The sequence below is a fragment of the Bacillus sp. MM09(2025) genome (assembly GCF_050496725.1).
GTDB classification, from domain to species: Bacteria; Bacillota; Bacilli; order Bacillales; family Bacillaceae; genus Bacillus; species Bacillus pumilus.
On sequence record NZ_JBNWEN010000004.1, the window covers coordinates 1 to 26906 of the forward strand.

A 26906-nucleotide genomic window follows, 5' to 3' on the forward strand; every position below is an offset into this window, starting at 1 on the left:
TAACAAATTGGGAGGTATTTTGCTCAAATACTATTTCTCCACAAATGATACTTTTTTCTTCATTTATAGATGCCGGAAACGAAAGTAGTAAAGTTTGTCCCCCTGCTAAATCGATCTGTCTGACTTCTTGATAATCAATAGATGGTATAGAAAGGGTCAGTGTTCCATGTTTTGGCGAGAGAAGAAAGTTTTTTAAACTCAGCTTTAGATTTACGTCCTTTCCCTTTTGGACAATCGTAGTATGCATATTCATATCGACCGATTCAACCAATGAAAATGTCATATCATTAGAATTATAAAGTGCTCGATACTTCTGTAAAATATGATTTATTCCCTTTGTGCTTAGTCGGAAATAATGAGTACTTGTAGGTCGTAAAATACGATCTATTTTCTTTATCCACATTTTTTTAAAAAATAAAGGGAAAGTGGAAAGTTTCTTCTTAAATTGACTAAATTCTCTTTTTTGTTCAATTGACAATGAAGGCATCCAACTCAATCCATAATTAATACTCTTCACATGACCTTCCCACATAAATCCAATGGATATTTCATTCGTTTCAAACGCAGACCAGGGCATAGAGTAGCTTATCGGATTTATTGGTAAGTCAATATCTTTCTTAAATTCATAGTCATGTATAAGAAAAGGAAAAGATTCCTCAATTTGTTTTTCTTTTAAAATGGCCTCTTTTAATGGGATATACATAGTACTCCCTTGCATTAAACACCACGGATTTAATTTGATAGTTCCTGATTCTAAAAGATAATCATCAACCTTAATAACTTCTTCATTTTTTAAAGTGATTTTTCTAATAAATATGATCTCACCTTGTTTTTTCTCAGCAAGATAAATTTCATTTCTCTTACTTACAAATACGTCTATCTCTTTTTTCTTGTGCTCTCTCAAACCATTTTTATAAGGCGTATTGATATCGGGCCATGCTTCAATCAATAGATCTCTGTTTAAAAGTTTATGAAAGCATTTAAGGGTTCCTGAATGCTTATCAATTTTTAATTGCAGATCGCTACTCTCTAAAATGATGAAATTTAAATTATCTTTACATATAACTCCAAATGGATCTATCACATGTATGTGATGAGTTTCCTTTAAAAAGAGGTGCTGATTATTTTTAGCTGTCACTTTAACTTTATAGTTCCCTTTTTTATAAGAAGGAAGGGGTAATGTCAAACTTTCAGTCGTGTTTGGTGCAATATTAACTATCTTACTTTCCTCACCAGTTTTATTCACTAAATCAATTTTGACACTAGTCGTATCCTGTTGGTTATTTTTAACCAGCAAAATAGAATTTTTATACAATTCAGTTTCCACTAAAACATCATCATGCATTTTTAATTCCAAACGATTTTTCAAATATATTCCGTATTCAAAATCAAAAGAGCAGGGACCAAATTTTATGTTTGTTTGTAATCCCTTTTTTGAATTATTCCCAACAACAACTGGTATTTCAATATAAATTTTCTCTCCCTGTTTCACAAGAAAACGTCTTTTTTGAAATAGAAGCTTCTTTCTTTCCTGAAATTGGGTTTTCAAATGAACTAAAATGGTTTGAGTTAATTTATTTTCAAACTCGTATACTAAGGTCACGCGCTGTCCTACGATTACATGTTGCCCTTCTTTTATATACTGTTGAAACATAAACCTTATATCTTCAAATTTTGCAACCTTATTACTTAACACATCCACCCAACAACTAATAACTTCTTTACCAAAGTTCATTCGATATTCAGCTGCTTCCATTCCATTCAACTGAATAGTATCAATATTGGAGGAACGTAAATTTTTTGATACCTCAAGCCCTTTCCAGCCTTTTTCCATAATATTTCGATCCAATTTCTCCACTTTATAACTATCTTTTAAATATGAAATAATATAGGGAAGATAGCTTTTAAGACATAAATATCCGTCGTAATCTACTTGATTAGAATGAGGTCGAATAAAACCAACTCTTTTGTATAGAGGTAGAGCATTTACATTATTAGGATCCACTTCTACTTCAATTGTTTTAAATCCTTTTTCCACTAGCATTTGTATGGATGTTGAGAAAAATAGTGCTGGTAAAGGACCATTGCGAAAGCCATCAGCTATCACAAATTTACTCCCCCAAACGCTGTCTTCAGATGCAGATCTTTGTCCACTCATTTTTGAAAAAAGCATTGTTCCAATGATTTGCTGGTCATATACAACACACAAATATAAAATAATGTCCACTTCTTCTATCATTTGTTTCATATTTTTTTCACTTAACAAGTACCCATGATTGACAGGTCCATATTTTAACTTATTATAAAAATCAGCTAATTCTCTAGCATCATGTACAGTACATTCGCGAATATGGAATTTTTTATTTTCTTTCATAATTTATACCTTTTTAGGATTAAGTGTCTCTGGCTTTTGTGATACAGTTAATACGCCCTTTGCCACACAGATCCTATCTACGTAAGCTTCTACTCTCACCTTTGACATCACTTGATATGTACGTTCGATATGGACCTTCAATCTTAATTGGTCACCTGGTACAACAGGTTTTAGAAATTTTAAGTCCTTAATGCCCACAAGATAGCCAACACGATGTGAAATATCAGTAGTAACATTTAATTCGATTGAAGCTGCCACCTCATTTAGGGTCTCTTCGGAATGTTTTAAAATACCTGTACAATATACAACTGCTGTAGCTTGAGCCATTGCTTCGATTATCAATACGCCTGGCATGATTGACTCATTTGGGAAATGTCCCTCAAAATATGGTTCAGAGATTGTAACATTTTTGATCCCTATGCCTTTTATGCCTGGAGTTAATTCAACGACCTTATCAAGCATGAGAAAAGGCCAGCGATGCGGTAATAATTTTTTAATTTCATTCACATCTAATATTTGATTCAAGCTTGTTCACTCTCCATATTTTCTTCAATATAATCAGCTAACTTGTTCACTGAGCTAAAAACTTCGATATTATCATCGAAAACTGTCACTCCAAACTCATCTTCAATAACCACAAATAATTCTAGTGCATCAATGGAGTCCAAGCCTAGACCCCTACCAAATATGGGCTGGTCATCTGTAATAATTGAAGGATCTATTTCTAAATCTAATTTTTCAACAAGTAATTCTTTTATTTTATCTGTAAGCTCTCTTCTATTTTTAGCTTTTTCTTTTGTTTCTACATAATTAAGCAAACTAATCATCCTTTTATTTAGATTTTTTATCCGTTAATAAGACCACCATCTATTGTGAAAACTTTTCCAGTGATATATTCAGATAATTGAGAAGCCAAAAATGTCACAAGATTTGCGACTTCTTCCGGTCTACCTAGACGTTTAAGCGGTATAAGTTCTAGCATCCTATTAAGAGTTTTTTGATCCATTTTTTTAGTCATTTGGGTTTCAATAAATCCTGGTGCTACAACATTAGCTCGAATATTATATTGTGCGACTTCTAGTGCTAAACTTTTTGTAAATGCGATAATCCCCCCTTTAGAAGCAGAATAATTTGTCTGTCCAATAGCACCTGAGATACCACTCGTAGAAGCTATATTTATAATCGTTCCTTGTTTCTTTAAGATCATTTGCTTCACAGCTTCTCGACAACATAAATAAGTACCTTTCAAATTTACTTGGATTACATCATCAAACTTTTTGCTACTCATAATTGGGAGAAAACCATCTTTTGTAATACCGCTGTTGTTTATTAAAATATCTATTTTCCCAAACTCTTTTTTGATTGCTGAAAACAATCTTTTAACATCTTGTTCCTCACTTACATCCGCCTGATAAACAGAAGCTTTGCCTCCGCTTTCAATAATCTCATGTCTAATGTTTTCTGCACTTTCTTTGTTATTTTTGTATGTTAAAATAACAGTAGCCTTCTCTCGAGCTAATGATTCTGTAATTGCCTTTCCTATCCCACCTGAAGCACCTGTAATAACAGCCACCTTTTCTTCAAACATTAAAACGTCCCCTCTTTCCTTTTTTTTACGATTTTTTTATATGTCATAAATGAATCAGTCGGTAAAAACTTAGGCTTCATTTGAAAAGCTCTTGCTAAACCTGTTAACGTTTTTTTGGGACCAACTTCTATGATATTTTTTAGATGTAATGACATTAATCGTTCAACTGTATCACTCCAGAATACGGTGTCTGTACACTGTTTGATTAGATCTTCCCTAATCTCTTTTATTTCAGTACTAGGCAAGGAATTATTATTAAGAATAATTGGAATTATCGGTGTCTTTAATTGAAATTGCTTAACATAATCGCTAAAATTATTCTGAGCTTCAGCCATTAAATTTGAATGAAAAGCATGACTGACTTTTAGAAAATTAACTTTTACACCTTTTTTGAATTCGAGTTCCTTGGAAATTTCGTTAATTCTCCCTTCTATTCCAGATATTACTGCTTGAAGTGGTGAATTGATGGCCGCAATGTCTACTCCTAGCTTCTTAGCATCGATAAGTATTTCTTGCAAAATTTCACTTTGCGAACTAACAATCGCCAACATTTTTCCTCTTTCTTTCGTATTTTTCATAAACACGCCTCTTTTATGCACTAATTGAACCGCTTCTGAAAATGTGAGAGCTTTTGCAGTAACTAGTGCTGAAAATTGTCCGACACTATGTCCTGTGGTTATGTCTGGACTAATGCCCTCCAATTCTAAAAGTCTCTGAATCCCTACACTATGTAATAAGATAGCTGGTTGAGCAATATCTGTAGAAGTCAATTCTTGTTCGCTTCCATAAAAGCAAATCTTTTTGAAATCAATATGTAATTGATCAGCAGCTTCTTCAAAAAGCTGATTGAAAATATGTGGATATCTCGCATAGAAGTCTTTCATCATGCCAATATATTGTGATCCTTGCCCCGGAAAAATAAATGCAGTCTCCATTTTCAACTCCTTAAAAAAGTTTTTATTTTATTCTCAATATCTGAAGGTATTTTCAACAATAAACCTATTTCTTTGTCGAGAAATACGTGTTGAGTTTTTCCATGTACGAGTAAAACTTTGCCTCTTTTACGCCGTACTTTATAATGAAAAATGAGCATCGCCTTATTCGATAATTCAAGTGCTGTTTCAACTAATATCGTATCTCCAAATTTCGCAGACTGCTTATATCGACACTCCAAATCAATAACTGGTAACGTAAGTACTTGATGCAGTCTATGAAAGTCCACTCCTGCGATGTGAGCGAATTCAATTCTACCGATCTCAAACCAATTTAAATAATGAGAATGATGAACGATCCCCATTGAGTCACATTCAACATAACGAACACTAATTTCAGAAGTTACCCATTTCATGTCTCTATATCACACCTATAATGAATATTTCCTATTAAAATCAAATTAGAAATAGTAATTTTAATAGAATCGAAAACTTTATTATTCCATTAATACCATTTAATTCTTAATTATCCATATACTAATTATCATATCGGTTCAAGATATATAAATTAAACCATTTTTGTGTAAAAATTTTATATTTTTTTGAAGAAAAAACCTATATTTATCCTGAATGTTTTTTTATATTAAATAATTTAATATTTAGGTATAATAGATTTCATCTTTATATTTTCTTCTTTTTTCAATTTTTTCTTGTGTTTTATGGATCGAATTATACATTATCTCCGGATAAAATATTCTAAAATAATGATTAAAATACTTATTCTCATAAGAAACTCTTTTTATAATTTTTGATCAAAATTGTTTTTTGAGGAGGTTTAGATTAATTAAATTTACACTGCTGCAGAATAGAAAATGAAGATTTATAGGGAAAATCATTGATTGTATTAGTCTTTCTTCTATAGTTAATATGCGTTTTCTTAGAAAAGAAAAGGCGCTATGACTTGACATAGTCATAACGCCTTTTCTTTTTAACTATTTACTCATTATTTAGAAATCATCCCATGCGGGTCAATGACAAATTTCTTTGCTACACCTGAATCAAAGTCACTGTATCCTTGAGGGGCTTGATCAAGGTTAATGACGGTTGCATTCACTGCTTTGGCGATTTGTGCTCGTCCGCTTAAAATGGATTTCATTAGGCTGCGGTGATATTGCATAACAGGGGTTTGGCCTGTCACAAAGGTATGGGCTTTTGCCCAGCCGAGTCCAATTCGCACTTTCAGTGATCCAACTTTTGCATCAGCATCCACTGCACCTGGGTCTTCTGTGACGTAAAGCCCTGGGATTCCAAGTTTACCACCAACTTTGGTAATATCCATAATTGTATTTAAAACGGTTGCAGGTGCTTCTCCTTGATCTCCATGACCTGAAGCTTCAAAGCCGACACAATCGACGGCACAGTCTACTTCTGGCTCTCCTAAGATATTGGTGATTTGTTCACCGATTCGATCATGTTTTCGTAAATTGATCGTCTCGCAGCCAAAGCTTCTGGCCTGCTCCAGCCTTTGTTCATTCAAATCACCGACAATGACCGTAGAAGCGCCAAGGAGCTGAGCGGAATGCGCTGCAGCAAGACCTACTGGCCCTGCACCGGCAATATATACAGTTGAACCAGGCTTTACTCCAGCCGAATACGCACCGTGAAAACCTGTCGGGAAAATATCGGAAAGCATCGTCAGATCAAGTATTTTTTCCATCGCTTGATCTTTGTCTGGAAATTTCAGCAGCTGAAAATCTGCATATGGTACCATGACGTACTCGGATTGGCCGCCAACCCATCCACCCATATCAACATACCCATAGGCAGAGCCGGGACGGTCCGGGTTTACATTTAAGCACACATGGGTTTTTTGTTCCTTACACATGACGCATCGTCCACAAGCAATATTAAAGGGAACGGACACAAGGTCTCCTTTTTGAATAAACTCCACATCTCGTCCTACCTCAACGACTTCACCTGTAATTTCATGACCAAGGACGAGTCCTGCAGGCGCAGTCGTACGACCTCTCACCATGTGCTGGTCACTTCCGCAAATATTCGTCGTCACTACTTTTAAAATGACGCCATGCTCACATTTGCGCCCCACATTGGCTTTCGGTACACCCGGGCCATCTCTTAAAATCAAATCAGGGTATCCAATATCCTCAACTGCTACATTTCCTGCTCCTTTATAAACGACACCTTTGTTTCCCGACATTTTTTCATTCCTCCCTTTTTGTTTAAAAATGAAGTCTCTACAATTTTCTCTACTTCTGAAGCAATTCCCTGCTTCAAATGGCACCATTGATTAAAAAAAAGCGAAAAATGTCTATCACGGAGAGAAAAATGTATTTTCCAGTCAAATAAAAAAGAAAATATTGAAAAAAAAGCTAAACTTTTGAAGAACGGTGTCGATATAAGGAATAAGCCAGACAGGTATCCTTAATCGACAAACAAATTCCTTATATATACTATCATTCCTTACACACCTGGCTGGCGCCTACATCATATACAAAAGTCTCTTCGGTGAAGAGACTTTTTTTATTCGTTCAAACATGATTCAATTACACGCAAAGAAGCTCCTCTCACGAAGAGCCTCTTTTTGAATGCTTGTTCATTACCTGGGAAATATTTTCATCATTTTAACGCTTTGATACAGATGTATGTATCATAGTGATAAACCGAAACTTCTCTAAAGTGATACGCTGAAAATAGTCGGCTAATCTCTTGTTCACTATACGATGAAAAAGAATGTGACCGCTTTTGTTCCTTCATCAGTTCCTGCTGTTGGAAAGATAAGAATACTTCTCCATCCACTTGAAGAACACGGTACACTTCCTTCATGACTTGCTCAATATCCTTCAAGTAATAAATGGTCTGCACCGTAAATAATTTATTGAAAGATCTATCTTCAAAAGGTAAATGCTCGGCTTTACCAAGAGTCAAGACGGCTTTATCCTGTTCCACAAGCTTCTTATGTTTTCTTTTTGCATATTTGATCATATGACGAGAGGCATCCACTCCATATACTTTACCGCGATCAAGTTTCTCTGCTACCTTCGATAATGTCATGCCTCTTCCAGTACCAATTTCTAAAATCCGGTCATTTTCTTGTATATTTAAGAGTTGAATCGTCCATTCATTGATATTATGATGATTTTTTTCCATATAGCGGGCAACCCATTTTGAGAACAAGCCTTTTGGTTCCCTCATTTGTTTTCCAATCCAGCTTTGAATCAATGTTAACACCTGCTTTGCACCAGTAAATAAAACTATTTACGAATTTTCTTACTTTTCATATCGGCTCACGCCTAACAAAGTTTAAGACCTAGTCCTAATTATTTGTTATTGATTAGACGGCACCTTTTCAGAAAATGTTTCGCAGAACTTTAAAAAATTTTCTTCTACATAGGCGTTTTCATTAATTGTGCTTAGATTGATTTCGTTTTCTGCATGAGCTGCATATTTTATGAATGTATCTTGATTAGATAAAGGTGGTGCTAGATTATGGGCTTTGGTGGAGGTTATGCTGGAGGCTGCGGTGGTTACGGTGGCGGTTTTGCAGGCGGATTCGCATTGCTTGTTGTACTGTTCATTTTGTTGATCATCATCGGTGCAAGCTGGATTTGCTAATGTAAAAGGAGCAGGAAACGATAACGTTTCCTGCTCCTTTTCTTTAATACCAATAAGCTCGGTACTGATACATATATTGTCTGAGCATTTCCTCTTGCTCTCTTTGCATTCGGTACGGATTACCGTATCCATGCTTTAAGGAATGCGGAATGGATGTATATCCGTGCCCCACTGACGGAAACCTCATATATGGTGACATCGACATTCGTTGATCACCTCACAATCTCCTTTTACGGATATCATATGTGCAGATGATCAATGTGGAGCGTGTCTAAACCTGGTCCTTCTCCATCGTATAACAATCAAGCATTGCAAGCATCATAAACATGTCAATCTCCTCCTTTTTCAATTTTTCTTTTCGTGTTTTAGTTCATATACTTTAGTTGTTTCTGCTTCATTTCTTCATAAAATGTTTCGACTTGTTGTTCATAAAGAACCGTTTCAATGTCTTTGTATTTTCGTCGGATCGTCAATGTGATAAAAAATAAATGGATTGTCATATACGCTCACCTCCCTTCAGTTCGCAGCACGCGAAATAGCCCGCAGATCTTCTTTGTCAGTTGACCTGCGGGCACAAAAATGCAGATTAAAAGACAGTGTCTTCCAACCTGCAATGGATGATACGTAAAATCCTCGTTTACTTTAACAGTTTTGAAGCGTGTGCACCGTATAAGGTAAAGGAAGGACACGAGCTCTTCCACAGGCTGATGACATGATGAAATTGTTGTTGAATTGATCACAAGTAGATACGAATAACATATTCTTCAGCCTCCTTTACGTTTTTAATTACTTTGTTAGTATATCCAGCAAGCACCATTTTGTAAACCTGTTTTTAGTAAAATAGATGAATTTTGTGTGTTTGACTAAATTTCTACAGTGATTCTTGTCCGATTGTCCAATACAATCAAAAAAAGCCTCCTCACGTATATGAGGAGACTTTTCGAATTAATCTTCATCTAGTTCTTGCAGTTTTTTTTGAAAAAAGATCGCGCGTCTCACACAAAGAAAAGCTGCTAATAAGAAAACACAATCAATTCCCATCATCAGCATTTTTGGAGATGCTTCGATGTGTTGGTTTGGTATGATCGTACCAATATATAAAAAGGTGCTGACAGCAAGCAAAATAAAAGCGTACTGCTTGTAATCTGTCACTAAACCACTCCACTTTTTCTTCACTTGAATCACCTTCCTGTTTAACATGTCTATTGATAGCTTAACATAGTAAAAGAAAGGTAGTGGCATGTAAATCTATCCATTCACTAGTGCATTTAGTCCCTGCTTCATATCATTCAGTAAATCATCCACATCTTCAATCCCGACGGATATACGAATTAACCCATCAGTGATGCCAAGCTCCTCGCGGCGGTCTTTTGGAATGGACGCATGAGTCATTCGAGCAGGAACAGAGATTAAGCTTTCAACCGCTCCAAGGCTTTCTGCGATCGTAAACAGCTTAAGCTGACTTAAAAAGACATCGACATGTTCTTCTTTTCCAATATCAAAAGAGATCATGCCGCCGTAGCCTGATGCTTGCGTTTTTGCAAGTTCATGTCCAGGATGAGCATCAAGACCTGGGTAATAAACACGTGTGACTGCTGGATGTTGTTCTAAAAACTCAGCGATTTTCTGTGCATTTTGCTGATGTGCTTCCATTCTTAGTCCAAGCGTTTTGATTCCTCTCATGAGAAGCCATGAATCCTGCGGTCCAAGAATTCCACCTGTAGAATTTTGAACAAAATGCAGTTCTTCTCCAAGCTCTTCTGTCGCTGTTACAACAAGCCCGCCTACGACATCGCTGTGGCCGCCTAAATATTTAGTGGCACTATGCAGGACAATGTCCGCCCCATATTCAATCGGCCTTTGGAAATAAGGTGTGAAAAATGTATTATCAACAATCATTAAGATGTTGGCTTCTTTTGTCAATTGGCCGATCGCTTTGAGATCAGTCATTTTGAGTAAAGGATTGGTTGGTGATTCAATGTAAACCGCTTTTGTTTCAGGTAAAATCGCCTTTTTCACTGCTTCAGGATCACTTGTGTCAACAAAGGTCGCTTGAATACCAATACGATTGAGTACCTTTGTGATGACGCGGTACGTTCCGCCGTATACGTCATCTGTCAGGATAATATGATCTCCGCTGTTAAACAGCATCATCACTGCCGTAATGGCAGCCATTCCTGAACCAAATGCGTAGCCGTTTGCTCCTCCTTCAAGGTCACGAATGACGGTTTCTAGTGCCGTTCTTGTTGGATTCGCTGTTCTTGAATATTCATATCCTGTATGCTCGCCTGCTTTCGGCTGCTTATAGGTGCTCACTTGGTATATAGGTACAGACACAGCGCCTGTTTTTTCATCACCAGTTGTTCCGCTGTGTATCATCATTGTTTTTGGTTTCATCTTATTTTCCTCCCTCATAAATACCTTTACTTAAATACCGTTCACTGCTGTCAGGAAAAATGGTGACGATGACTGTCCCAGGTGCTGCCTTCTTCGCTTCTTCTAAAGCGGCAAATAACGCTGCACCCGAAGAACTCCCGATGAGAACGCCTTCTTTTTCAGCAGCTTCTTTCACCATTTGGAAAGCATCATCATCACTGACGGTATATATCTCATCGAATAAAGCAGATTCCATATAATCTGGGATAAATTCAAGACCGATTCCTTCCGTTCTATGCGGACCCGGATCTCCTCCATTTAAAATCGATCCTTCAGGTTCGACAACAACTGTTTTTAACGCTGGATGCTGCTCTTTTAAATAGGCAGCACACCCTTGAAAAGTTCCGCCAGATCCCGCTCCTGAAACAAATACATCGATGTTTCCTTGCAAGTCGGACCATAACTCTGGACCAAGCGTTTTATAGTAAGTCAATGGATTTACTTGGTTTTTAAATTGTAAAACGCAATAGGCATTGCCAAGGCTTGCCTCTAGTTCAAGGGCTCGATCAATCGCACCCTTCATGCCCTCTTTTCTTGGTGTATGAATGATCTCTGCACCAAGCGCCTTCATAAGCTGTTGTTTTTCTTGACTAAAATGTTCTGGTACGCAAAAAATGGTACGCAATTGATGCTTTCTTGCACTGAGGGCAAGCCCAATGCCTGTGTTTCCAGCAGTTGCTTCAATGATGGTTCCGCCAGGGCGCAATTTACCAGATGCCAATGCTTCTCTTATGAGCATATCACCTAAACGATCTTTAATACTTCCACCCGGATTCATCATTTCAAGCTTTGCATATACCTCTACACCTTCCGGGATGCCAACCCCTGACAGTTTTAAAAGCGGTGTGCGGCCAATTAATTCTGTAATATCCTTTATGACAGCCATATGATTCCCTTCCTTTGTATGGAAAAGAAGGGGGAATCCCCTTCTTTTATTGAGTTTGCTTTATCATACGCAAGACAAGGTCGGTTGAGTGAATCGCTGCTTGCTCAAGAAATTGATCAAAGGAGACATTGGATTCTTTCCCTGCAATATCAGATAGCGCTCGAACAACAACAAATGGCGTTCCAAAGAGCTGGCAAACTTGTGCAACAGCTGCAGCTTCCATTTCCACCGCATATAACTCTGGAAACTTCTCTCTCACAAACGCTACACGATCCGGATCATTCATAAATGAATCTCCGGTTGCAATCGTTCCTTTTGCCACTTGAATATGATCGATCTCTAAAGCCGACTCCTCAGCCAGCTTCACAAGCTTTTCGTCTGCAGCAAAAGCAGCTGGCAACCCTGGTACTTGTCCGTATTCATAATCAAAAATCGTGACATCCACATCATGATGCCTAACATCAGTAGAGATGACAATATCCCCTACATTTAATGTGTGATGGAAACCACCAGCTGATCCTGTATTGATCACATAATCCGGCTGAAAGCGGTCAAGCAGAAGTGTTGTGCTGACCGCTGCATTCACTTTTCCAATCCCTGATTTTAATAAAATCACTTCTTTATCTTCATAAACACCTGTTGTGAATTCACACCCAGCGATGTTTTCTTGTGTAGCATTCTTTAGTTGATCTCTTAATATCGTCACTTCTTCTTCCATTGCACCTATGACTGCGATTTTCAAATCAAAACATCCTTTCATTCCCTTTTCTTCGCTTCTACGATCCAAACAAAATCATTCATTTGATAAAAGGACGTACTAAAACCTTCTTCTTCAAAGATTTGCTTTAGCACATCGATGGATGGATAATATTCCGTTTCTAAATCCTCAGCAAGCTGATCGAATCCTGCCGCTTTCGCTTTGTTGATTTCAGCTTGATGTGCTGCTTGATTTTGAAACATTGTATCAGCAAAGACTATTTTACCATCTGAGTGAAGGATGTTGCTATAGGTGTGAATGGCTTGTTTTTTTTCTTCGTCCGTTAAATGGTGGAAAGCATATGAACTGACAATTGTATCCGGCTCAAATGGCGGCGCTGGAAATGATAAAAAATCCCCATCATGAAACACATCGGGTATTCCCTTTTGAAGAGCCGCTTTCTTCATAGCGTCTGATGGTTCAACGCCAAATACGTTCTTATCAGCTGTGAGCAGTGCCGCTGTTAAATTCCCAGTACCGCTTCCAAACTCAAGAACATCTTGACCTGCACGGCGAACTATTTCTTTTAAAATAACCGGATACCCGCGAAACACTTCTTCATACTGCTCATCATGACCACTTACCGTGTCATCATAAGAGTCAGCCCAATGATCAAATAAAGAAAGAAACTCACGTCCCATTTTCTTTCCCTCCATTTTATCTATTTATTCCTATGCGTATAGTATGTTTTAATCCGTCGAACAGTTCCTATCCTACCACATCTTCAGTTTCTTTCCTACTAAAAAATACTGGTAGGGGTAGAAAAATATTTGCTCTTTTAGAGGAGAGAGATTAAGATGAATGAAGAGTATGGTGAGGTGGATCAAATGGATTTTCAGTTGGATTTTCTAAAGGATAAAATTGAATTCTTTGAAGCATCGTCTTTAAAAGAACTTGAACAAAAGATCCAAAAACAAATTGAACATAATCAGGCAATTCTGCTGACCGTTCATTCTGTCAGTCATCAAACGACTGTGATCGATGACCGGATTTTGTATACAGCGGTTGTTCATTTTAAGGCGAATATCTAAAAAAAGATAGCATGACTGCTATCTTTTTTTCATGTTTATTTTAATTTCTCAACCTTTACAGGTTTCCAGCCTTTTTCATCTACCCATGTGATTTCCACGCGGTAGCGTTCGCCTGTTGATTTATCACGGATGGTTCCCTTTGCGTCTTGAGGACCTCCGTTATTTCCTAACCAAATAACTGTCATTTGATCTTCTGAAATTCCCGTCGCATAGGACATGGCTTTCATCATTTCTTTCCAGTCTTTTGAATTAGAATCATAGGTTGCTGTATGTGAACCGGATTGCTCTGTCCCAACAGGCTCCCAGTCATCGCTTTCGTATGTTTTGTCTACGTCACTCGTTGAGCCGCCATCTGTTTCTTTGGCGTCTTTTAACGCATCTTTATGAGGCTCTTTTTCATCATCTGACTTCTTCGTATCGTCGTCTTGATCAGATGAGTCATCTTTTTTTGCATCTGAATCATCGGATGTGTCTTTCTTTTGATCTTTCACATCTTCATCTGATTTTTGTTTATTTTCACTTGTTGCAGGCGCCGTTTTAGAAGGTGCATCCGCTACATCTGTGTCTTTCGGTTTATTAAAAATTAACAAACTCGTTGCGACAACCAAAATAAGCACCACAACGATACCAATTAATATGTTAAGCACCATATTCGCCTTTCTGCGCTTATCACGATGTTCAAATCGAGAATTTCTACTCAAAATCTCTGCACTCCTTTGCCTCTGTTCCCTAAGTCGTTACTATTCTAACATGACATGAAGGGATCTTCTATGTCTGTTTCTTTTCAATTTCGTTGACCTTTTTTACAATATCATAAAACGCATCATTTGTCTTAGCCTGGCCACTTGCCTCGTCAAGGTGAACAACGACTAGTGCGTATTTTGGTTTTTCCACCGGAAAGTATCCAGCAAACCATTTATGATAAAGCGGATTCCCCTTTTTATCTTTACTACCGGTTTGGGCAGTGCCTGATTTCCCTGCCACATCGAATGGAAGGTCTTGAAACCTTCTTCCTGTTCCTTTGTTAGACGTCACCACCTGCCTTAAGTACTTTTGCAGCTTTTGAGCTGTATAGCGGTCAATACTGCCTCCTTCTGGTCGTTTGTTTTGAAAGGTTAGCATCGTTGTTCCGTTTTGATACAGCACTTTTTCAGCGATTTTCACTTCTTTTCGTTCTCCGCCTCTTGCAATCGACGCCATCATATTGGCCATTTGCAAAGGAGTCGTTTTGACATTTTTTTGCCCTATTGCGGTTTGAGCAATGGCTTTTTTGACATGCTTGTCTCTTTTATCCCCCCACACATTGCCGGTTTCTTCACGATCAAACTGTTTGAAATGCTGCTTATGATAAACATCCCCTTCCCAGCCAGCTCGATCAATGAGTCCAAGCTTTGCAGCCGTCTTTTCGATGATTTGATCATCTGTTTGGATCAGCTTGCCAGCAAGTGTTGCAAAGGTATAATTACAGCTCTGCGAAAAGCTCTCAGACAGATTGAGCACTTCCTGCGTTCCTTCTGGCTCTCCATATAAATTCTTTCGACAGTCATACATCGTTTGTGGCTGGTCGAGGTTTTTTTCAATTGCTGCGGCAAGGACAGCGGTTTTAAAAACAGAGCCTGGTGCCATGGCAGTCAGCATGTAATTTCTTGCTTCATGCCGGTTTTTGCTTGTGACGTTTGGCGTACTTGCCATCGCCAGCACACTGCTGCTTTCAATGTCGAGCAGAACAGCACCGCCCTTTTCGACGCCTTTGTCTTTCAAAACCTTCTCCATTTCAGCTTGCATGTTTTTATCAATTGTTGTTTGAACTTGAAGAGGATAAAACGAATGAGCCTCTGCTGTATATTTGACGTCCATCCCAAACAAAGGGTTTCCTCTTCCGTCCACATGATATAACAATTTTGTGTCTTGCTCAGGTAATAGAAATTCGTCAAAGGTGCTTTCCAGCCCAAAAGTACCGATTTCTGTACGGATGGAAAGCTCTTTTTTATCAGGATAACGCTTTCTGAGCAATTCTGGATTCTCACTCGTGAAGCCTAATGTGTGGAGGGCAAGTCTTTTTTTGTCCTTCTCTTTCATATATACGCCGTACACACCTGAATATTTCATATCATTGATGTCTTTCAGCTTTTTTTTCGTGATGTCATCTTTGAGAATCAGAGGTTTTTTGGTTTCTGTCAGCTGTTTTTTGAGTTCATCTTCTTCCATCTCAAGAATAGAGGCGGTTTGTTTTAAATGAGGAAGATCATATTGCAGGAAAGGAAATAAGATCACCGCAGGCTGTTCTTTTGTGAGAAGCGCCTCGCCGTTTCGATCTAAAAATTCACCGCGGCCATCTGAAATGACCACTTCTTCTGTACGCTGTTTGACACTTTCTTGTATTAAATTGATATCAAGCTTTGAAAAGGATTCTGTGAAAAACAGTTGAATTTCTGCCAGTCTCATGAGAAGACCGAGCAGCAGCATAAAAATAATAGCACCTGTCCATTGAATTCTACGTTTTTTGCGCATAAAAACACCTCGTCCCTATTGTGGACGAGGTGTTTATCGTATAAACGTTATTATGAAATTTTTACAATTTGGACGAACATTTCTCCGCCAGGTGTTTGAACGGTTACTTTGTCGTCTACTTGTTTGCCTAACAGGCTTTTTGCTATTGGTGAATCGTTTGAAATCTTTCCTTCAAACGGATCAGCTTCTGCACTTCCAACGATGGTGTAAGACTCTTCTTCTCCGTCTGGTAATTCAACGAAAGTGACTGTTTTACCAAGTGAGACAATATTTGAGTTTCCTTCATCTTCGATAATTTTGGCATTGCGAATCATATTATCAAGCGTAGTGATACGCCCTTCTACAAACGCTTGCTCTTCTTTAGCAGAATCATATTCCGAGTTCTCAGAGAGGTCTCCAAAGCTTCTCGCAATTTTAATACGCTCTACAACCTCTTTACGTTTAACCGTTTTCAAATATTCAAGCTCTTCTTCTAACTTAAGTTTTCCTTCTTCTGTCATTGGAAATACTTTCTCTTGTGCCATGAATCATTCACTCCTTCTATTAATCCTCATCATACATATTTTCTGCACGTGAGTGACGACTGAAATATACAAGAATGAGGACTTTTTCAGGCCCTCATTCCTTCTGTCCCATATTTGTAAAAGTCCATCTTACATGGCGTCCCTTTTAGATGCAACTATTATGCCTTTTTTTCAGACAGAACCATTATCAGTGGTCCAAAGATGATCTATCTCCATCGCACAAACTGTGGAAAGGCACAGGAAGCTCCTGTACCTCGTTCGCCATTTCGATCATATGTAGAAGAATAGCTTATCCATTCTCCATCTTCCAATACATAATATGGTCAGTGTACGATATGTCTATGCTATATTATTACAAAATTGCTTTTTGATCAAGAATTGTTTGAAAATTTGTGATGATTTGTTTGTCGTTTTTTTAATATACTTTTTTAACTTCATTCTTTCGCTATGTGGTAGTGATTTCTCCATCTCTTCTTTTCTTCATTGTTTTATTATCATATCAAACCCTTAAGATTCTTTCTGAGAATGCTGCTTTAATAAAAGTTCACACATAATTAACAAATATTAACAAGGAAATATTTGGTTTTTGTTGAATTCTATCAATGCAAGACCAAATACATGCTAGGGAGTGTTTTAAATGAACATGAAGAAAACAATTGTTTCTGTTCTATCCATCTCTACATTATCTTTTTCACTAATGGGCATGGCTTCGGCCAAAGAAACAGCGGATGTCACAGTCAATAGCAGTTCTTCTGGATTTCAAACTTTAGATGTGATTTCGATTCAAAATTACAGTTTACCTTTAAGAGTTGGTGAGCGCTACTCTGTCTATGATTCTGCAGCTACACGTTATTGGACAGATAACCAGAGTGTAGCTTCTGTTAGCTCTAGTGGACTAGTTACCGCTCATTCAACTGGTAAAGCCACTATCACTCTTTATAAAGGATCATCTGTCTTAGGACAAGTTTTCGTGACTGTTTATTAATATGATGTTGAAAAGACCTTTACAATGTAAAGGTCTTTTTCTTCTCCACCGTTTACTCTGCTCGGTTTTGAAGAATGGTTTGAATTTTTGTGACCATTAAGTCGATCGCCACATGATTTTGGCCGCCTTCTGGGATGATGATATCGGCGTACCGCTTTGTTGGTTCAATGAATTGATTATGCATGGGTCTGACAACAGATACATACTGTTCAATGACAGAATCGATTGAACGGCCTCTTTCTTTCGTATCGCGTAAAATGCGGCGAATGATGCGCAGATCTGCATCTGTATCAACATACAGTTTAATATCCATTAAATCTCTTAGGCGTTCGTCTTCTAGTGCAAAAATGCCTTCAACGATGATAACATCCTTTGGTTCAACATGGACAGTCTCTTCTGAACGTGTGTTGAGCTTGAAATCATATATTGGTTTTTCAATGGATTCGTACCTTAAGAGCTGTTCCAAATGCTCAAACATCAGGTCATTGTCGAATGCGAGCGGATGATCATAGTTCGTAAGCAGGCGCTCTTCAAATGGCATATGACTTTGATTTTTGTAATATAAATCTTGCTGAAGCATGAGGATGGAATGTCCTTTAAATTTTTCATAAATTGAATTGGTGACGCTCGTTTTACCTGAACCCGAGCCGCCAGCAATGCCAATGACAACTGGTTTACTCCTCATGTGCCTGTTATTTCCCCTTTCTCATCATGTTGCTAGGGTATACTTTTTGATCGAGCTTGAATTTGACGATTTGCAGCGGATGACGAGCGGCATCTAGTTCATTTCCTTTTTCATCCCAAATCGTCTCAATTTTGCATGTGAAATTCTCAATTTCTGGCCCGAAAAATTCGACTTCGTCCCCTGCTTTAAAGAAGTTACGCTGCTGCAATGTGACGATTTGTTCTTTTTCATCATAATGAAGAACGAGACCTGCGAAATCAAAAGTCGTTTTCTTTCCATGAATGCCAAACATTTGCTCATCCGTTCCCGGTACACCTTCGAAAAAGGCTGGTGCTGTGTCACGGTTTGCACATTTATCTAATTCATCTAACCATTCCTGCTCAATGACAAAATTGTCCGGGTCCGCACAATAGGCGTCGATGACTTTGCGATACACACTCACGACAGTTGCCACGTAATGAATTGATTTCATTCGACCTTCGATTTTCAAGCTGTCAATTCCCATTTCAATCATTTGAGGAATGGATTCGACAAGCTTTAAATCTTTTGGACTCATCGCAAATGGTGCGTCTTCCTCTCCAAATAATGGCGCTTCCTCAGAACCTTCTAGTTTATAAAGATCATAATCCCAGCGGCAGGATTGGCAGCAGCCCCCGCGGTTAGAATCTCTTGCCGTCATATGGTTACTGAGCACGCAGCGGCCAGAGTAAGCAATACACATCGCACCGTGAATGAACGTCTCAATTTCAATATCGACCTTTTCTTTCATTTCTCTAATTTCCAGCGCACTTGTCTCGCGAGCAAGCACCACACGCTCAAGCCCTTCTTCTTTCCAAAACTGAACAGCTTTCCAGTTCGAAAGAGATTGCTGTGTGCTTAAATGAACTTCAAGCTTAGGTGCGACACGTTTACACGTTTCAATGATCAGCGGGTCAGCCACAATAATGCCCGCTACTCCAGCGCCTTCAATCCCTTGAAGGTATTCCTCCAGCCCGTCCATGTTTTCGTTGTGGGCAAAGATATTCGTTGTCACATAGATTCGTGCACCATATTTATTTGCAAATGCGACACCTTCAGCCATTTCTTCAATTGAAAAGTTATCGGCATTTGAACGAAGTCCAAATTCTTTTCCGCCTATAAAGACAGCGTCTGCTCCGTAATGTACAGCAATTTTCAGCTTTTCCAAGTTTCCTGCTGGTGCAAGCAGTTCTGGTTTTTTTGTAATGACACGTTTCCCGTCAATCATTTCAGAAATACCATCTTTCAATAGTGCCATTTCCTCTGCCTCCTCTTATATTAATAAACCGTTTCTTTAAAGAAGAACCCTGTATCAATTGAACGATTCACTGGCTGAATCTCTTCAATCCGCTTCACCCAGTCCTCTTTCTGATCTTCATACGCGTCTTTGTCAGTCGCTAATAAATCAATTGCTTTTCTATATAAAGACGTCACCTCTGTCATATAAGAAAGTGACTTTAAAATTCCGTCAATTTTAAATGAGTCGATGCCTGCATCAACAAATTCCTCTAATTCGTCAATCATACACACATCATTTGGACTCATAATATGAGTGCCGTTTGCATCCTCGAAAATAGGGTATTTGTTTTGACGCTCTTGGTCATGAAGGAATAGTCCTTCCTCCATATTTCTGCCTTCAACGTCCATTTGTTTGCCCTGGTATTCAAAGTAGTTGCCAATGAGCGTACGTTTTGATTGGAACATACATGTCATGCCATGGACTTGAATTTCGATTTCCACCTCGGCATTTTCTTTGATGTCGATAACACTGTCCATGTTCAGTTCTTTGGCAAGAACAGCACGCGTTGCACCTTTTCTGCCCCAGTAGTTACAAGTGTAGTAGTTTGTCCCAGTCGTTTCTGTACTCCAGTGGAGATTCAGGCTTACCCCTGTTTCTTTAGCGGCCATGATCACAGCTGGATCTCCAAAGACGACGCCATCTACGTTTAATGAATCGAGAAAGGTTAAGTAATCTCCAAGCAGCTGCACACGATCATTATGATAAATCGCATTCATCGCCACATACACTTTTTTGTGATGCTTATGTGCAAGCTCAACCGTCTGTTTCACATCTTCTTTTGAAAACTCGCCTGCAAGACGAATACCGTATGTTTGTTCGCCTATTAAGAATGCATCAGCTCCCGCCTCAATTAATGGCAGTACATCTGACACCTTGCTTGGCGTCACAAGCAATTCTGGTTTTTTCATGATTGGTCACCTCTTTTAGTACTAATGGCGATCCCGTCTCCAACTGGAATAATACACGTTTGGAAATCGGGGTTTGACATAAGCCATTGATTGTATCGATCAATTTTTCCAATTAATTGTTTTTTTCTTTTATCTTCTATTTCTTCTTCATAGTTCGTTGCCACTAAACCTTTAAATAATACGTTGTCTGTAATAATCATTCCGTCATGAGCAAGCATCGGTTCAAAAAGCTCAAAAAAACGTTTGTACTGCCCTTTTGCGGCATCAATAAAGATCACATCATAGGGCGCCACCGTTTGGACTGTTTTAGCCGATTCTATGGCATCACCAAAGAACACGTGTATTCTTTCTTTTAACTTTAATTCCTCAATGTTCCGTGTCGCTTCTTCATAGCGTTTTGCATTTCGCTCAATCGTAAAAATTTCAGCATCTGGTAGAGCTGTCGCCATTCGAATGGCGGAGTAGCCTATCGCTGTCCCAACCTCAAGAATTTTCTTCGGCTTTTTCATCGACAGCAGCTGCAGTAAAAGTTCAATGCTCACCTTTTCCATAATTGGCACATGATGCTCTTTTGCATATGCCTCTAATTGAGCGATTGCATCAGGACTTGGGTGAATTAAATGTTCAATATAATCATTCATTTGATCATCTTCGATAGTCATTATTTGTCTAGCTCCTTCATGACCTGAAAAAGAAGAGTCCTGCCTGTTGCAGCTCTCTTTCTCGTCAATCTTTCGTTCATCTAAGTAAAACAACCCGATATATTTTACCACAAAGAAGTGGACATTGCGAACCTATAAAATGGATATTCCAACGAAAAAAACTGCAGGCAATCTTGAATTGTCTACAGTCTTTTTCGATTCACATGTACATTAATTGCTGCCTGTGATGTATTTGGCTTTCGCTTTGTTGTGCTCATTTAACGTTTTTGTAAAGACGACTTCTCCATTTTTCTTCGCAAGGAAGTACACATAATCCGTTTTATCTGGGTGCAGTGCGGCTTTCCATGAAGATTCGCCAGCATTTGCAATAGGTCCAGGCGGCAGCCCCTTGTTGTTATACGTATTATAAGGAGATTTCACCTTGAGATCTTTGTAATAAACACGGGATTTATGTTCACCCAGTGCATAAAGAACGGTTGGATCGGTTTGAAGCGGCATGTCCTTTTTCAACCGGTTATAAAAAACACTGGAGATTTTTGCGCGATCCGTCTTTTCCGTTGCTTCCATTTCAATCAGTGATGCCATCGTTAACACATCATGTATGGACATGTTTCTGTTTTTCATGTCTTTTTCATACGTTCTCACGTATTGATCTGTTTGTTTAATCATCGTTTCAATGATCGTTTCGAGTGATTCATCCTCACGATAAAATGGATACGTCGCAGGGAATAAATAACCTTCTAACGGATGTTTCACCTGTTTGCCATTTACCTGTGATGTCACCGTTTTCGGATATTTTTTCATTAGCGTTTGAATAAACGCAGGATCATCCAGCTTCGCTTGCACTTCTTTCGCTGAAAAATTCGTCTGGTTTGCAATCACTGCCGCAATATCAGACAGCTGTTTTCCTTCTGGAATCACAAGCTGAAAGGCATAGTCTGTCCCTCCAGATGTCAGCTTTTGAATCAGCGTGTCTGCGTCCATCGTTTGTTTCAAATGAAAGTATCCCGCTTTAAAGCCGGACGCATTTTTGTATTTTGCATAATAAGTGAAAATCGTGTCATTCGAAATGAGCCCATTTTCTTTTAAAATGCCCGCAATCTCACGGACAGATGTCCCATTAGGAATATGAATATTAATCGTTTGTTTGCTTTTTTGATCGACCGGTCCAAGTGCTGATTTAACATATAAAAAGCCTGATAATGCTGCAATGATGATGACAGCAAGGACAGATAACAGGACGATCCCCATTTTTCTTTTGAAAAATGGTCGTTTCTTTTGTTCTGAAAACATGCATGGCCCTCCTCACATCTAGCTTTTATAGTACATGATTCGACGGAGTTCGGCAATTACTTGCTCATGCATGTCTTGACAGAACTTGACATAATACGGCTAAACCAACGCCGCCACCACTCCCAATAGCAGCCATGACATAGCTTCCATTCGGTAAGGCACGCGCTTCGTAAAACAGTCTCACCATCATCGCAGCCCCTGATGCGCTATATGGATGACCAAGACAGAGTGCACCACCTCTTTTATTGATTCGGTCATAAGGAATATCCAGCGTACGAGCAATCAGCGCTATTTTCAGAGCAAAAGCTTCATTGATTTCAAACAGTGCAACATCCTCTACCTTGATTTTCTCTTGATGTAGAAGTTTCTTCATCGCATCAATCGGTGCAGCAGCTGGAAAATTGGGATGCATCGCCGTCACAGCACTTCCGGCATATCGCAGCATTGGCTGAAACCCATTTGCCTCCGCTAGCGCTTTTTCCATCACAACGACCGCTGCTGCACCATCTGCTTCTTTGCAGCTATTGGCGGCAGTTACTGATCCATTCCCCAGTGAAAATACAGGCTTTGCCCGCTGGATCAGTTTTGCCATCGGTCTTATTTTAGCGGCCGCTTCATCTATACTCAGTCCGTCAATTGAAGCGATCTCTTCTGAATATGTATCACGTTTGATTGCATCTATACTTCTTTCCCAGCTTAATTGCGCATAGTCATCTTGTTCTTTTCTTGTCACAGAGAATCTCGTAGCGGTCAGCTCTGCTGCTTCTCCCATAGCCGGATCTCCTATCCATTCCGGTGAAAAGCGGGCTCTTTCTTTCATTGGTGATCTCGAAATGCTCTCAGTCCCGCCAGCGATATACATTGAGCCTTCTCCTGATTGAACCATGGCGCAAGCTGTTCGGATTGCTTCTAGACCTGAGGCACACTGCCTATCAACTGTCATCCCGGGTACCAAGAAAGAAAGCCCTGCTTCTAATGAGGACAGACGGGCCATATTCCCGCCGCCTCCTACAACATTTCCTAATATGATGTCGTCCGGCGTCATCCCTTTAGACAAATACTGAATAAGAGGCGCGGCTAATTGCTCTGGACGATAATCCTTCAGCATCCCATTTTTATCACCGAAGGGTGTCCGTTTTGCTTGTACAATTACTGCTTGCATGACAATTGTTCCTCCGCCCACTTTTTCATACTGGCACGTGCTATTTTTCCTCCGGATGTTTCAATTATTTGATCCATGACAAGCCATTTTTTAGGCACCTTGTAGGCCGCCAGTTTTTCTTTGACAACTTGCCGAATCCTCTTTGTGTGCTGTCCTTGTTCAATAATAGCAACAGGGATTTCACCCCAATATGGGTCAGGAACGCCAACTACAACCGATCGCTTCACTTCTGGCAGTTCATTTAGCACACGCTCAATTTCCTCTGGGAAAATATTCAGCCCTCCATAGACGATCATGCCATTTTCACGGCCGCTCATATACAAATAGCCGTCTTCATCCAGCCAGCCCATATCATAAACTGTCAGCCACTCCTTCGGCTGTTTCTCCTCATGTAAGTAGCCTGCAAAAGACATCGGGCTCTTCACATAAATTCTTCCTGTCTCATTTGGCTGGCAGACTGTTTGATCAGCTCGCCTCACTTCAATTTGAATGGGAGAAAAAGGCCGTCCGACAGATGAAGGCTTTTGCAAAAAGTCATTTGAAGATAAGTAGGAAACAAAGCTTAACTCTGATGTGCCGTAAAAATCAAAAAATGTCACATGCGGATAGTTGGTCACGAGTTGTTTCTTTGAAGGAGTGCCCCAATCTGCTCCAGATGATATGACAAGAAGCGGATTGTCTCTCTCAAAAGCGTCTATTTCCAGCAACGATTCTGTCATCGTAGGGACAGTATACATCACAGTAATGTCTCCTGCCTGTAAGGATTTTTTCGCTTTCACTGGCGTAAATTTTTCTAAAATCGTCACTGTGCCGCCAAAGTATAATGTACTGATGGCACCATATAAAAAGTGAGAGGATAAGAGTGTACCAGCTATCAGTACATGATCTTGATGAGTGATTCCAAATGTATCGGCTGTTGTTTGAAAGCTTTTGATCCATGACTGCTGGCGCCTGATAAATGCTTTAGGTGAACCAGTTGATCCTGACGTAAATCCCATATAAAAGATAGGGTCGATCTCGCTGTCGCATTTGTTAGATGGACCTTGTGTGATGAGGCTCATTTTTTCCTTCCATTCAGATAAAGAAAGAACCTGCAAATCTTCGCTGTACTTTTCAAATCTATTTAAATATCGATCCTCGATAATGACGAGAGCTGCCTCACTTAACAAAAGCTTTTTAGCACATTCCTCACGGCTCCATCTCGGGTCAAGCGGGATAGCTGTCCACCCTGCACAAGCAGCGCCAGCAAATATTTGGAGAAAAGAAGCACCATTTGATAATAAAAAGGCAACTCTTTTTTGCTCATGAGCCGTTTGTTGTAACCAGTGCGCTGATAGCCGGACACGCTCATACCAATCTTGATAAGTGATCCTTTCTTGTCCATCAATGATGGCGATATGATCTGGGTTCATTTCTGCATGTGATGCATAGCTTTCCGTTATTCTGTTCAAACTGCACGCCTCCCTTTATGCACATCCCTTTTTCGATATGACATAGCCGCAATGATTTTCACCGTGAGAACAGCACATATGCCCGCTTTGATGAGATCACCTGGAATATAAATCAGACTAAGGAGAGCAGCCTGAGTGACCTTGATATCCATCATCATCGCTTGAAAAGGAATGCCGCATAGATACAAAATTCCGATACTGCATACCGTAAAGATCATAAAAAGGTGCAAAGTGGTCACTTTTTTCAGACGGTTGATCCACAAACTAATCATGAGGGCAGCCACTGGATAAGCAAGTAAAAATCCACCGCTTGGTCCAAAAAAGACCCCTATTCCGCCTCTGCCACCTGACAAAAGAGGTGCGCCTGATGCCACAACCAAGAGAAACAGAAGTAAACTGATCAGTGCCTGTTTTGGCTTTAACAGCCCACCAGCAAGCAAAAGACCTGCCGTTTGCATTGTGATGGGTACAGGTGTAAATGTAAGTAAAATCGGCGGGATCAATCCTAACATCCCGATCACCGCAGTCATTAGCGCCATTTGCATCATATCTTGAATTTTCAATTTCCATACCCCTCACTCAATTCATTGTTAAAAATAGAGTAAAAGGTACAGCCTATTATGTCAACATGAAATAAAATAAAGTTAACATATAAACCATAAAAAAAGACCTGTGAAGAAAGATCAAGAAGATCCGTTCACAGGCCTTTTATTCGTTCTATTCTTCGTCTTCTTCTTGATCTAAGAACGTATTTAACGTTTCTTCAATCATGTCCCACTCTTCATCCGTTTCAATAGGCTCTAGCTCGCCATCTTCACCGTTTTCATTCGGTGTGAAGCTTGATGCATGAATTTCAATTTCTTCATTGTCTTGCTCAGAAATTGGGTAGTAAAGAACATATGATTTGTTAAAATGGTCGCTTTCAAAAGTAAATAGTACTTCGCAAAGCTGTTCATTTCCATTATCATCAACGATTGTAATTTGCTTTTCTCCGTGTTCCATTTGATTCACCTCATTTTAATTTAAGCTGTCTAAGTACCCTTGCAGGATCATAACAGCCGCCATTTTATCAATGACTTTTTTACGCTTTTGTCTGCTCACATCTGCAGAGATGAGCATTTTTTCCGCTGCCATTGTCGACAGGCGCTCGTCCCAAAGCACAACAGGAACATTGTACGTGTTTTCTAGCACTTTCGCAAATGATTGGCTGGCTTCACCTCTAGGACCGACCGTACCATTCATATTTTTTGGAAAACCAAGTACAATTTTATCCGTTCCATATTGCGAGACGATTTCAGACAGGCGGCTGAGACCGAAGTCTCCGCCTGCTTCATCAATTTTAATTGTTTCAATCCCCTGCGCTGTCCAGCCCATTTCATCACTGATCGCAACACCAAGGGTTTTCGTGCCTAAATCTAAGCCTAAAATTCTCATGTTTTACGCCTCTTTATGTGTCTCTAAGTACGATTTAACCAATTCCTCAATTAATTCGTCTCGTTCTATTTTACGAATTAGGTTGCGAGCATCCTGATGTCTTGGAATATAAGCAGGGTCGCCTGACAGCAAGTATCCGACAATTTGATTGATCGGGTTGTATCCTTTTTCTTGGAGTGCGTCATGTACTGTAATGAGCACTTCATTCACATTGGTTTCAGCTGAATCATCAGAGAAGTTAAACTTCATTGTCTTATCAAATGAACTCACTGCTTCTTGCACCTCTCTTCCAACATTCTACTAGCAAGCTTTTTTCTAAACGCTCATCTAATACCA

General features: G+C 39.2%; 31 protein-coding genes and 1 pseudogene. 3 read left to right on the plus strand and 29 right to left on the minus strand.

The window, feature by feature from the left end:
* The 8 genes from ACQYAC_RS06280 to ACQYAC_RS06315 all read right to left on the minus strand — a co-directional run.
* Nucleotides 1-2374: hypothetical protein (locus ACQYAC_RS06280; RefSeq protein ID WP_429942945.1), on the minus strand; the 2374-nt coding region annotated here is incomplete at its 3' end.
* Nucleotides 2375-2377: 3 nt separating this feature from the next.
* Nucleotides 2378-2890 (minus strand): 3-hydroxyacyl-ACP dehydratase FabZ, encoded by a 513-nt coding sequence (gene fabZ, locus ACQYAC_RS06285; protein WP_429943938.1) that lies wholly within the window; start codon nucleotides 2888-2890, stop codon nucleotides 2378-2380.
* Between the two features lie 5 nt (nucleotides 2891-2895).
* A complete protein-coding gene (locus ACQYAC_RS06290; protein WP_366596102.1) occupies nucleotides 2896-3192 on the minus strand; it encodes a phosphopantetheine-binding protein in 297 nt (98 codons plus the stop codon).
* A 26-nt stretch (nucleotides 3193-3218) separates the two neighbouring features.
* Complete coding sequence (gene fabG / locus ACQYAC_RS06295; protein ID WP_429942946.1) at nucleotides 3219-3962, minus strand: 3-oxoacyl-[acyl-carrier-protein] reductase; 744 nt, start codon at nucleotides 3960-3962, stop codon at nucleotides 3219-3221.
* Nucleotides 3962-4897: an ACP S-malonyltransferase gene (locus ACQYAC_RS06300; RefSeq protein ID WP_429942947.1), complete on the minus strand. Its 936-nt coding sequence runs from the start codon at nucleotides 4895-4897 to the stop codon at nucleotides 3962-3964. The genes fabG and ACQYAC_RS06300 overlap by 1 nt, the downstream gene beginning before the upstream one ends.
* A gap of 2 nt (nucleotides 4898-4899) precedes the next feature.
* Nucleotides 4900-5310 (minus strand): acyl-CoA thioesterase, encoded by a 411-nt coding sequence (locus tag ACQYAC_RS06305; RefSeq protein ID WP_429942948.1) that lies wholly within the window; start codon nucleotides 5308-5310, stop codon nucleotides 4900-4902.
* 587 nt (nucleotides 5311-5897) lie between these two features.
* Entirely contained in the window at nucleotides 5898-7112 is a 1215-nt protein-coding gene (gene fdhA, locus ACQYAC_RS06310; protein ID WP_058014590.1) for a formaldehyde dehydrogenase, glutathione-independent, read from the minus strand.
* A gap of 419 nt (nucleotides 7113-7531) precedes the next feature.
* Nucleotides 7532-8134, minus strand: a complete 603-nt coding sequence (locus ACQYAC_RS06315; protein ID WP_058014589.1) for a class I SAM-dependent methyltransferase — start codon at nucleotides 8132-8134, stop codon at nucleotides 7532-7534.
* 309 nt (nucleotides 8135-8443) lie between these two features.
* On the opposite strand from ACQYAC_RS06315, the pseudogene ACQYAC_RS06320 reads away from it, so the two are divergent.
* Nucleotides 8444-8527, plus strand: a pseudogene (locus ACQYAC_RS06320) (YjcZ family sporulation protein); the annotation flags it as partial.
* Between the two features lie 43 nt (nucleotides 8528-8570).
* On the opposite strand, the gene ACQYAC_RS06325 reads toward ACQYAC_RS06320, so the two are convergent.
* The 7 genes from ACQYAC_RS06325 to ACQYAC_RS06355 form a co-directional block, all read right to left on the minus strand.
* Complete coding sequence (locus ACQYAC_RS06325; protein WP_155114467.1) at nucleotides 8571-8732, minus strand: hypothetical protein; 162 nt, start codon at nucleotides 8730-8732, stop codon at nucleotides 8571-8573.
* Between the two features lie 160 nt (nucleotides 8733-8892).
* A complete protein-coding gene (locus ACQYAC_RS06330; protein ID WP_012010698.1) occupies nucleotides 8893-9027 on the minus strand; it encodes a YrzI family small protein in 135 nt (44 codons plus the stop codon).
* A gap of 445 nt (nucleotides 9028-9472) precedes the next feature.
* A complete protein-coding gene (locus tag ACQYAC_RS06335) occupies nucleotides 9473-9703 on the minus strand; it encodes a YrhC family protein (protein WP_041815772.1) in 231 nt (76 codons plus the stop codon).
* Between the two features lie 72 nt (nucleotides 9704-9775).
* Nucleotides 9776-10924 (minus strand): bifunctional cystathionine gamma-lyase/homocysteine desulfhydrase, encoded by a 1149-nt coding sequence (locus ACQYAC_RS06340; protein ID WP_429942949.1) that lies wholly within the window; start codon nucleotides 10922-10924, stop codon nucleotides 9776-9778.
* Nucleotide 10925: 1 nt separating this feature from the next.
* Nucleotides 10926-11849, minus strand: a complete 924-nt coding sequence (locus ACQYAC_RS06345) for a PLP-dependent cysteine synthase family protein (protein WP_061408731.1) — start codon at nucleotides 11847-11849, stop codon at nucleotides 10926-10928.
* Nucleotides 11850-11895: 46 nt separating this feature from the next.
* On the minus strand, nucleotides 11896-12591 hold the full coding sequence (gene mtnN, locus ACQYAC_RS06350; protein WP_034661478.1) for a 5'-methylthioadenosine/S-adenosylhomocysteine nucleosidase: 696 nt from the start codon (nucleotides 12589-12591) through the stop codon (nucleotides 11896-11898).
* A gap of 14 nt (nucleotides 12592-12605) precedes the next feature.
* The gene (locus tag ACQYAC_RS06355) at nucleotides 12606-13247 is read right to left on the minus strand and encodes a class I SAM-dependent DNA methyltransferase (protein ID WP_429942950.1); all 642 of its coding nucleotides are present in this window, start codon (nucleotides 13245-13247) and stop codon (nucleotides 12606-12608) included.
* 186 nt (nucleotides 13248-13433) lie between these two features.
* Here ACQYAC_RS06355 and ACQYAC_RS06360 point away from each other — a divergent pair, with 186 nt between their 5' ends.
* On the plus strand, nucleotides 13434-13637 hold the full coding sequence (locus ACQYAC_RS06360) for a YrzA family protein (protein ID WP_034620637.1): 204 nt from the start codon (nucleotides 13434-13436) through the stop codon (nucleotides 13635-13637).
* A gap of 35 nt (nucleotides 13638-13672) precedes the next feature.
* Here ACQYAC_RS06360 and ACQYAC_RS06365 read toward each other — a convergent pair whose 3' ends face one another.
* From ACQYAC_RS06365 to greA, 3 genes are all read right to left on the minus strand, one after another.
* On the minus strand, nucleotides 13673-14338 hold the full coding sequence (locus ACQYAC_RS06365; protein ID WP_429942951.1) for a YrrS family protein: 666 nt from the start codon (nucleotides 14336-14338) through the stop codon (nucleotides 13673-13675).
* A gap of 67 nt (nucleotides 14339-14405) precedes the next feature.
* On the minus strand, nucleotides 14406-16148 hold the full coding sequence (locus ACQYAC_RS06370; RefSeq protein ID WP_429942952.1) for a peptidoglycan D,D-transpeptidase FtsI family protein: 1743 nt from the start codon (nucleotides 16146-16148) through the stop codon (nucleotides 14406-14408).
* A 50-nt stretch (nucleotides 16149-16198) separates the two neighbouring features.
* Nucleotides 16199-16672: a transcription elongation factor GreA gene (greA, locus tag ACQYAC_RS06375; protein WP_012010706.1), complete on the minus strand. Its 474-nt coding sequence runs from the start codon at nucleotides 16670-16672 to the stop codon at nucleotides 16199-16201.
* Between the two features lie 637 nt (nucleotides 16673-17309).
* Between greA and ACQYAC_RS06380 the strand changes: the two genes are divergently transcribed.
* Nucleotides 17310-17657 carry an Ig-like domain-containing protein gene (locus ACQYAC_RS06380; RefSeq protein ID WP_058014583.1) on the plus strand — a complete coding sequence of 116 codons (348 nt, stop codon included), beginning with the start codon at nucleotides 17310-17312 and terminating at the stop codon, nucleotides 17655-17657.
* A 52-nt stretch (nucleotides 17658-17709) separates the two neighbouring features.
* Here the strand turns inward: ACQYAC_RS06380 and udk are convergent, their stop codons facing one another.
* The 11 genes from udk to ACQYAC_RS06435 all read right to left on the minus strand — a co-directional run bounded on the left by udk (nucleotide 17710) and on the right by ACQYAC_RS06435 (nucleotide 26840).
* Nucleotides 17710-18342, minus strand: coding sequence for a uridine kinase (udk, locus tag ACQYAC_RS06385; protein WP_024423106.1), 633 nt, complete (start codon nucleotides 18340-18342; stop codon nucleotides 17710-17712).
* Nucleotides 18343-18349: 7 nt separating this feature from the next.
* Entirely contained in the window at nucleotides 18350-19618 is a 1269-nt protein-coding gene (locus tag ACQYAC_RS06390; RefSeq protein WP_169056908.1) for a peptidase U32 family protein, read from the minus strand.
* A 20-nt stretch (nucleotides 19619-19638) separates the two neighbouring features.
* Complete coding sequence (locus tag ACQYAC_RS06395) at nucleotides 19639-20568, minus strand: peptidase U32 family protein (RefSeq protein ID WP_429942953.1); 930 nt, start codon at nucleotides 20566-20568, stop codon at nucleotides 19639-19641.
* A complete protein-coding gene (locus ACQYAC_RS06400) occupies nucleotides 20565-21230 on the minus strand; it encodes an O-methyltransferase (protein WP_429942954.1) in 666 nt (221 codons plus the stop codon). Before ACQYAC_RS06400 ends, ACQYAC_RS06395 begins: the two co-directional genes overlap by 4 nt.
* A gap of 210 nt (nucleotides 21231-21440) precedes the next feature.
* Entirely contained in the window at nucleotides 21441-22523 is a 1083-nt protein-coding gene (gene mltG, locus ACQYAC_RS06405) for an endolytic transglycosylase MltG (protein ID WP_429942955.1), read from the minus strand.
* A 64-nt stretch (nucleotides 22524-22587) separates the two neighbouring features.
* On the minus strand, nucleotides 22588-23685 hold the full coding sequence (locus tag ACQYAC_RS06410; protein WP_429942956.1) for an acetyl-CoA C-acyltransferase: 1098 nt from the start codon (nucleotides 23683-23685) through the stop codon (nucleotides 22588-22590).
* On the minus strand, nucleotides 23673-25136 hold the full coding sequence (locus ACQYAC_RS06415; protein WP_429942957.1) for an acyl-CoA synthetase: 1464 nt from the start codon (nucleotides 25134-25136) through the stop codon (nucleotides 23673-23675). Before ACQYAC_RS06415 ends, ACQYAC_RS06410 begins: the two co-directional genes overlap by 13 nt.
* Nucleotides 25133-25699, minus strand: a complete 567-nt coding sequence (locus ACQYAC_RS06420; RefSeq protein ID WP_058014577.1) for a biotin transporter BioY — start codon at nucleotides 25697-25699, stop codon at nucleotides 25133-25135. The genes ACQYAC_RS06415 and ACQYAC_RS06420 overlap by 4 nt, the downstream gene beginning before the upstream one ends.
* Nucleotides 25700-25853: 154 nt before the next feature.
* Nucleotides 25854-26138 (minus strand): DUF1292 domain-containing protein, encoded by a 285-nt coding sequence (locus tag ACQYAC_RS06425; RefSeq protein ID WP_003216483.1) that lies wholly within the window; start codon nucleotides 26136-26138, stop codon nucleotides 25854-25856.
* 15 nt (nucleotides 26139-26153) lie between these two features.
* Nucleotides 26154-26570, minus strand: a complete 417-nt coding sequence (ruvX, locus tag ACQYAC_RS06430) for a Holliday junction resolvase RuvX (protein ID WP_003216519.1) — start codon at nucleotides 26568-26570, stop codon at nucleotides 26154-26156.
* Nucleotides 26571-26573: 3 nt separating this feature from the next.
* Entirely contained in the window at nucleotides 26574-26840 is a 267-nt protein-coding gene (locus ACQYAC_RS06435; protein ID WP_058014945.1) for an IreB family regulatory phosphoprotein, read from the minus strand.
* Nucleotides 26841-26906 lie beyond the last annotated feature (66 nt).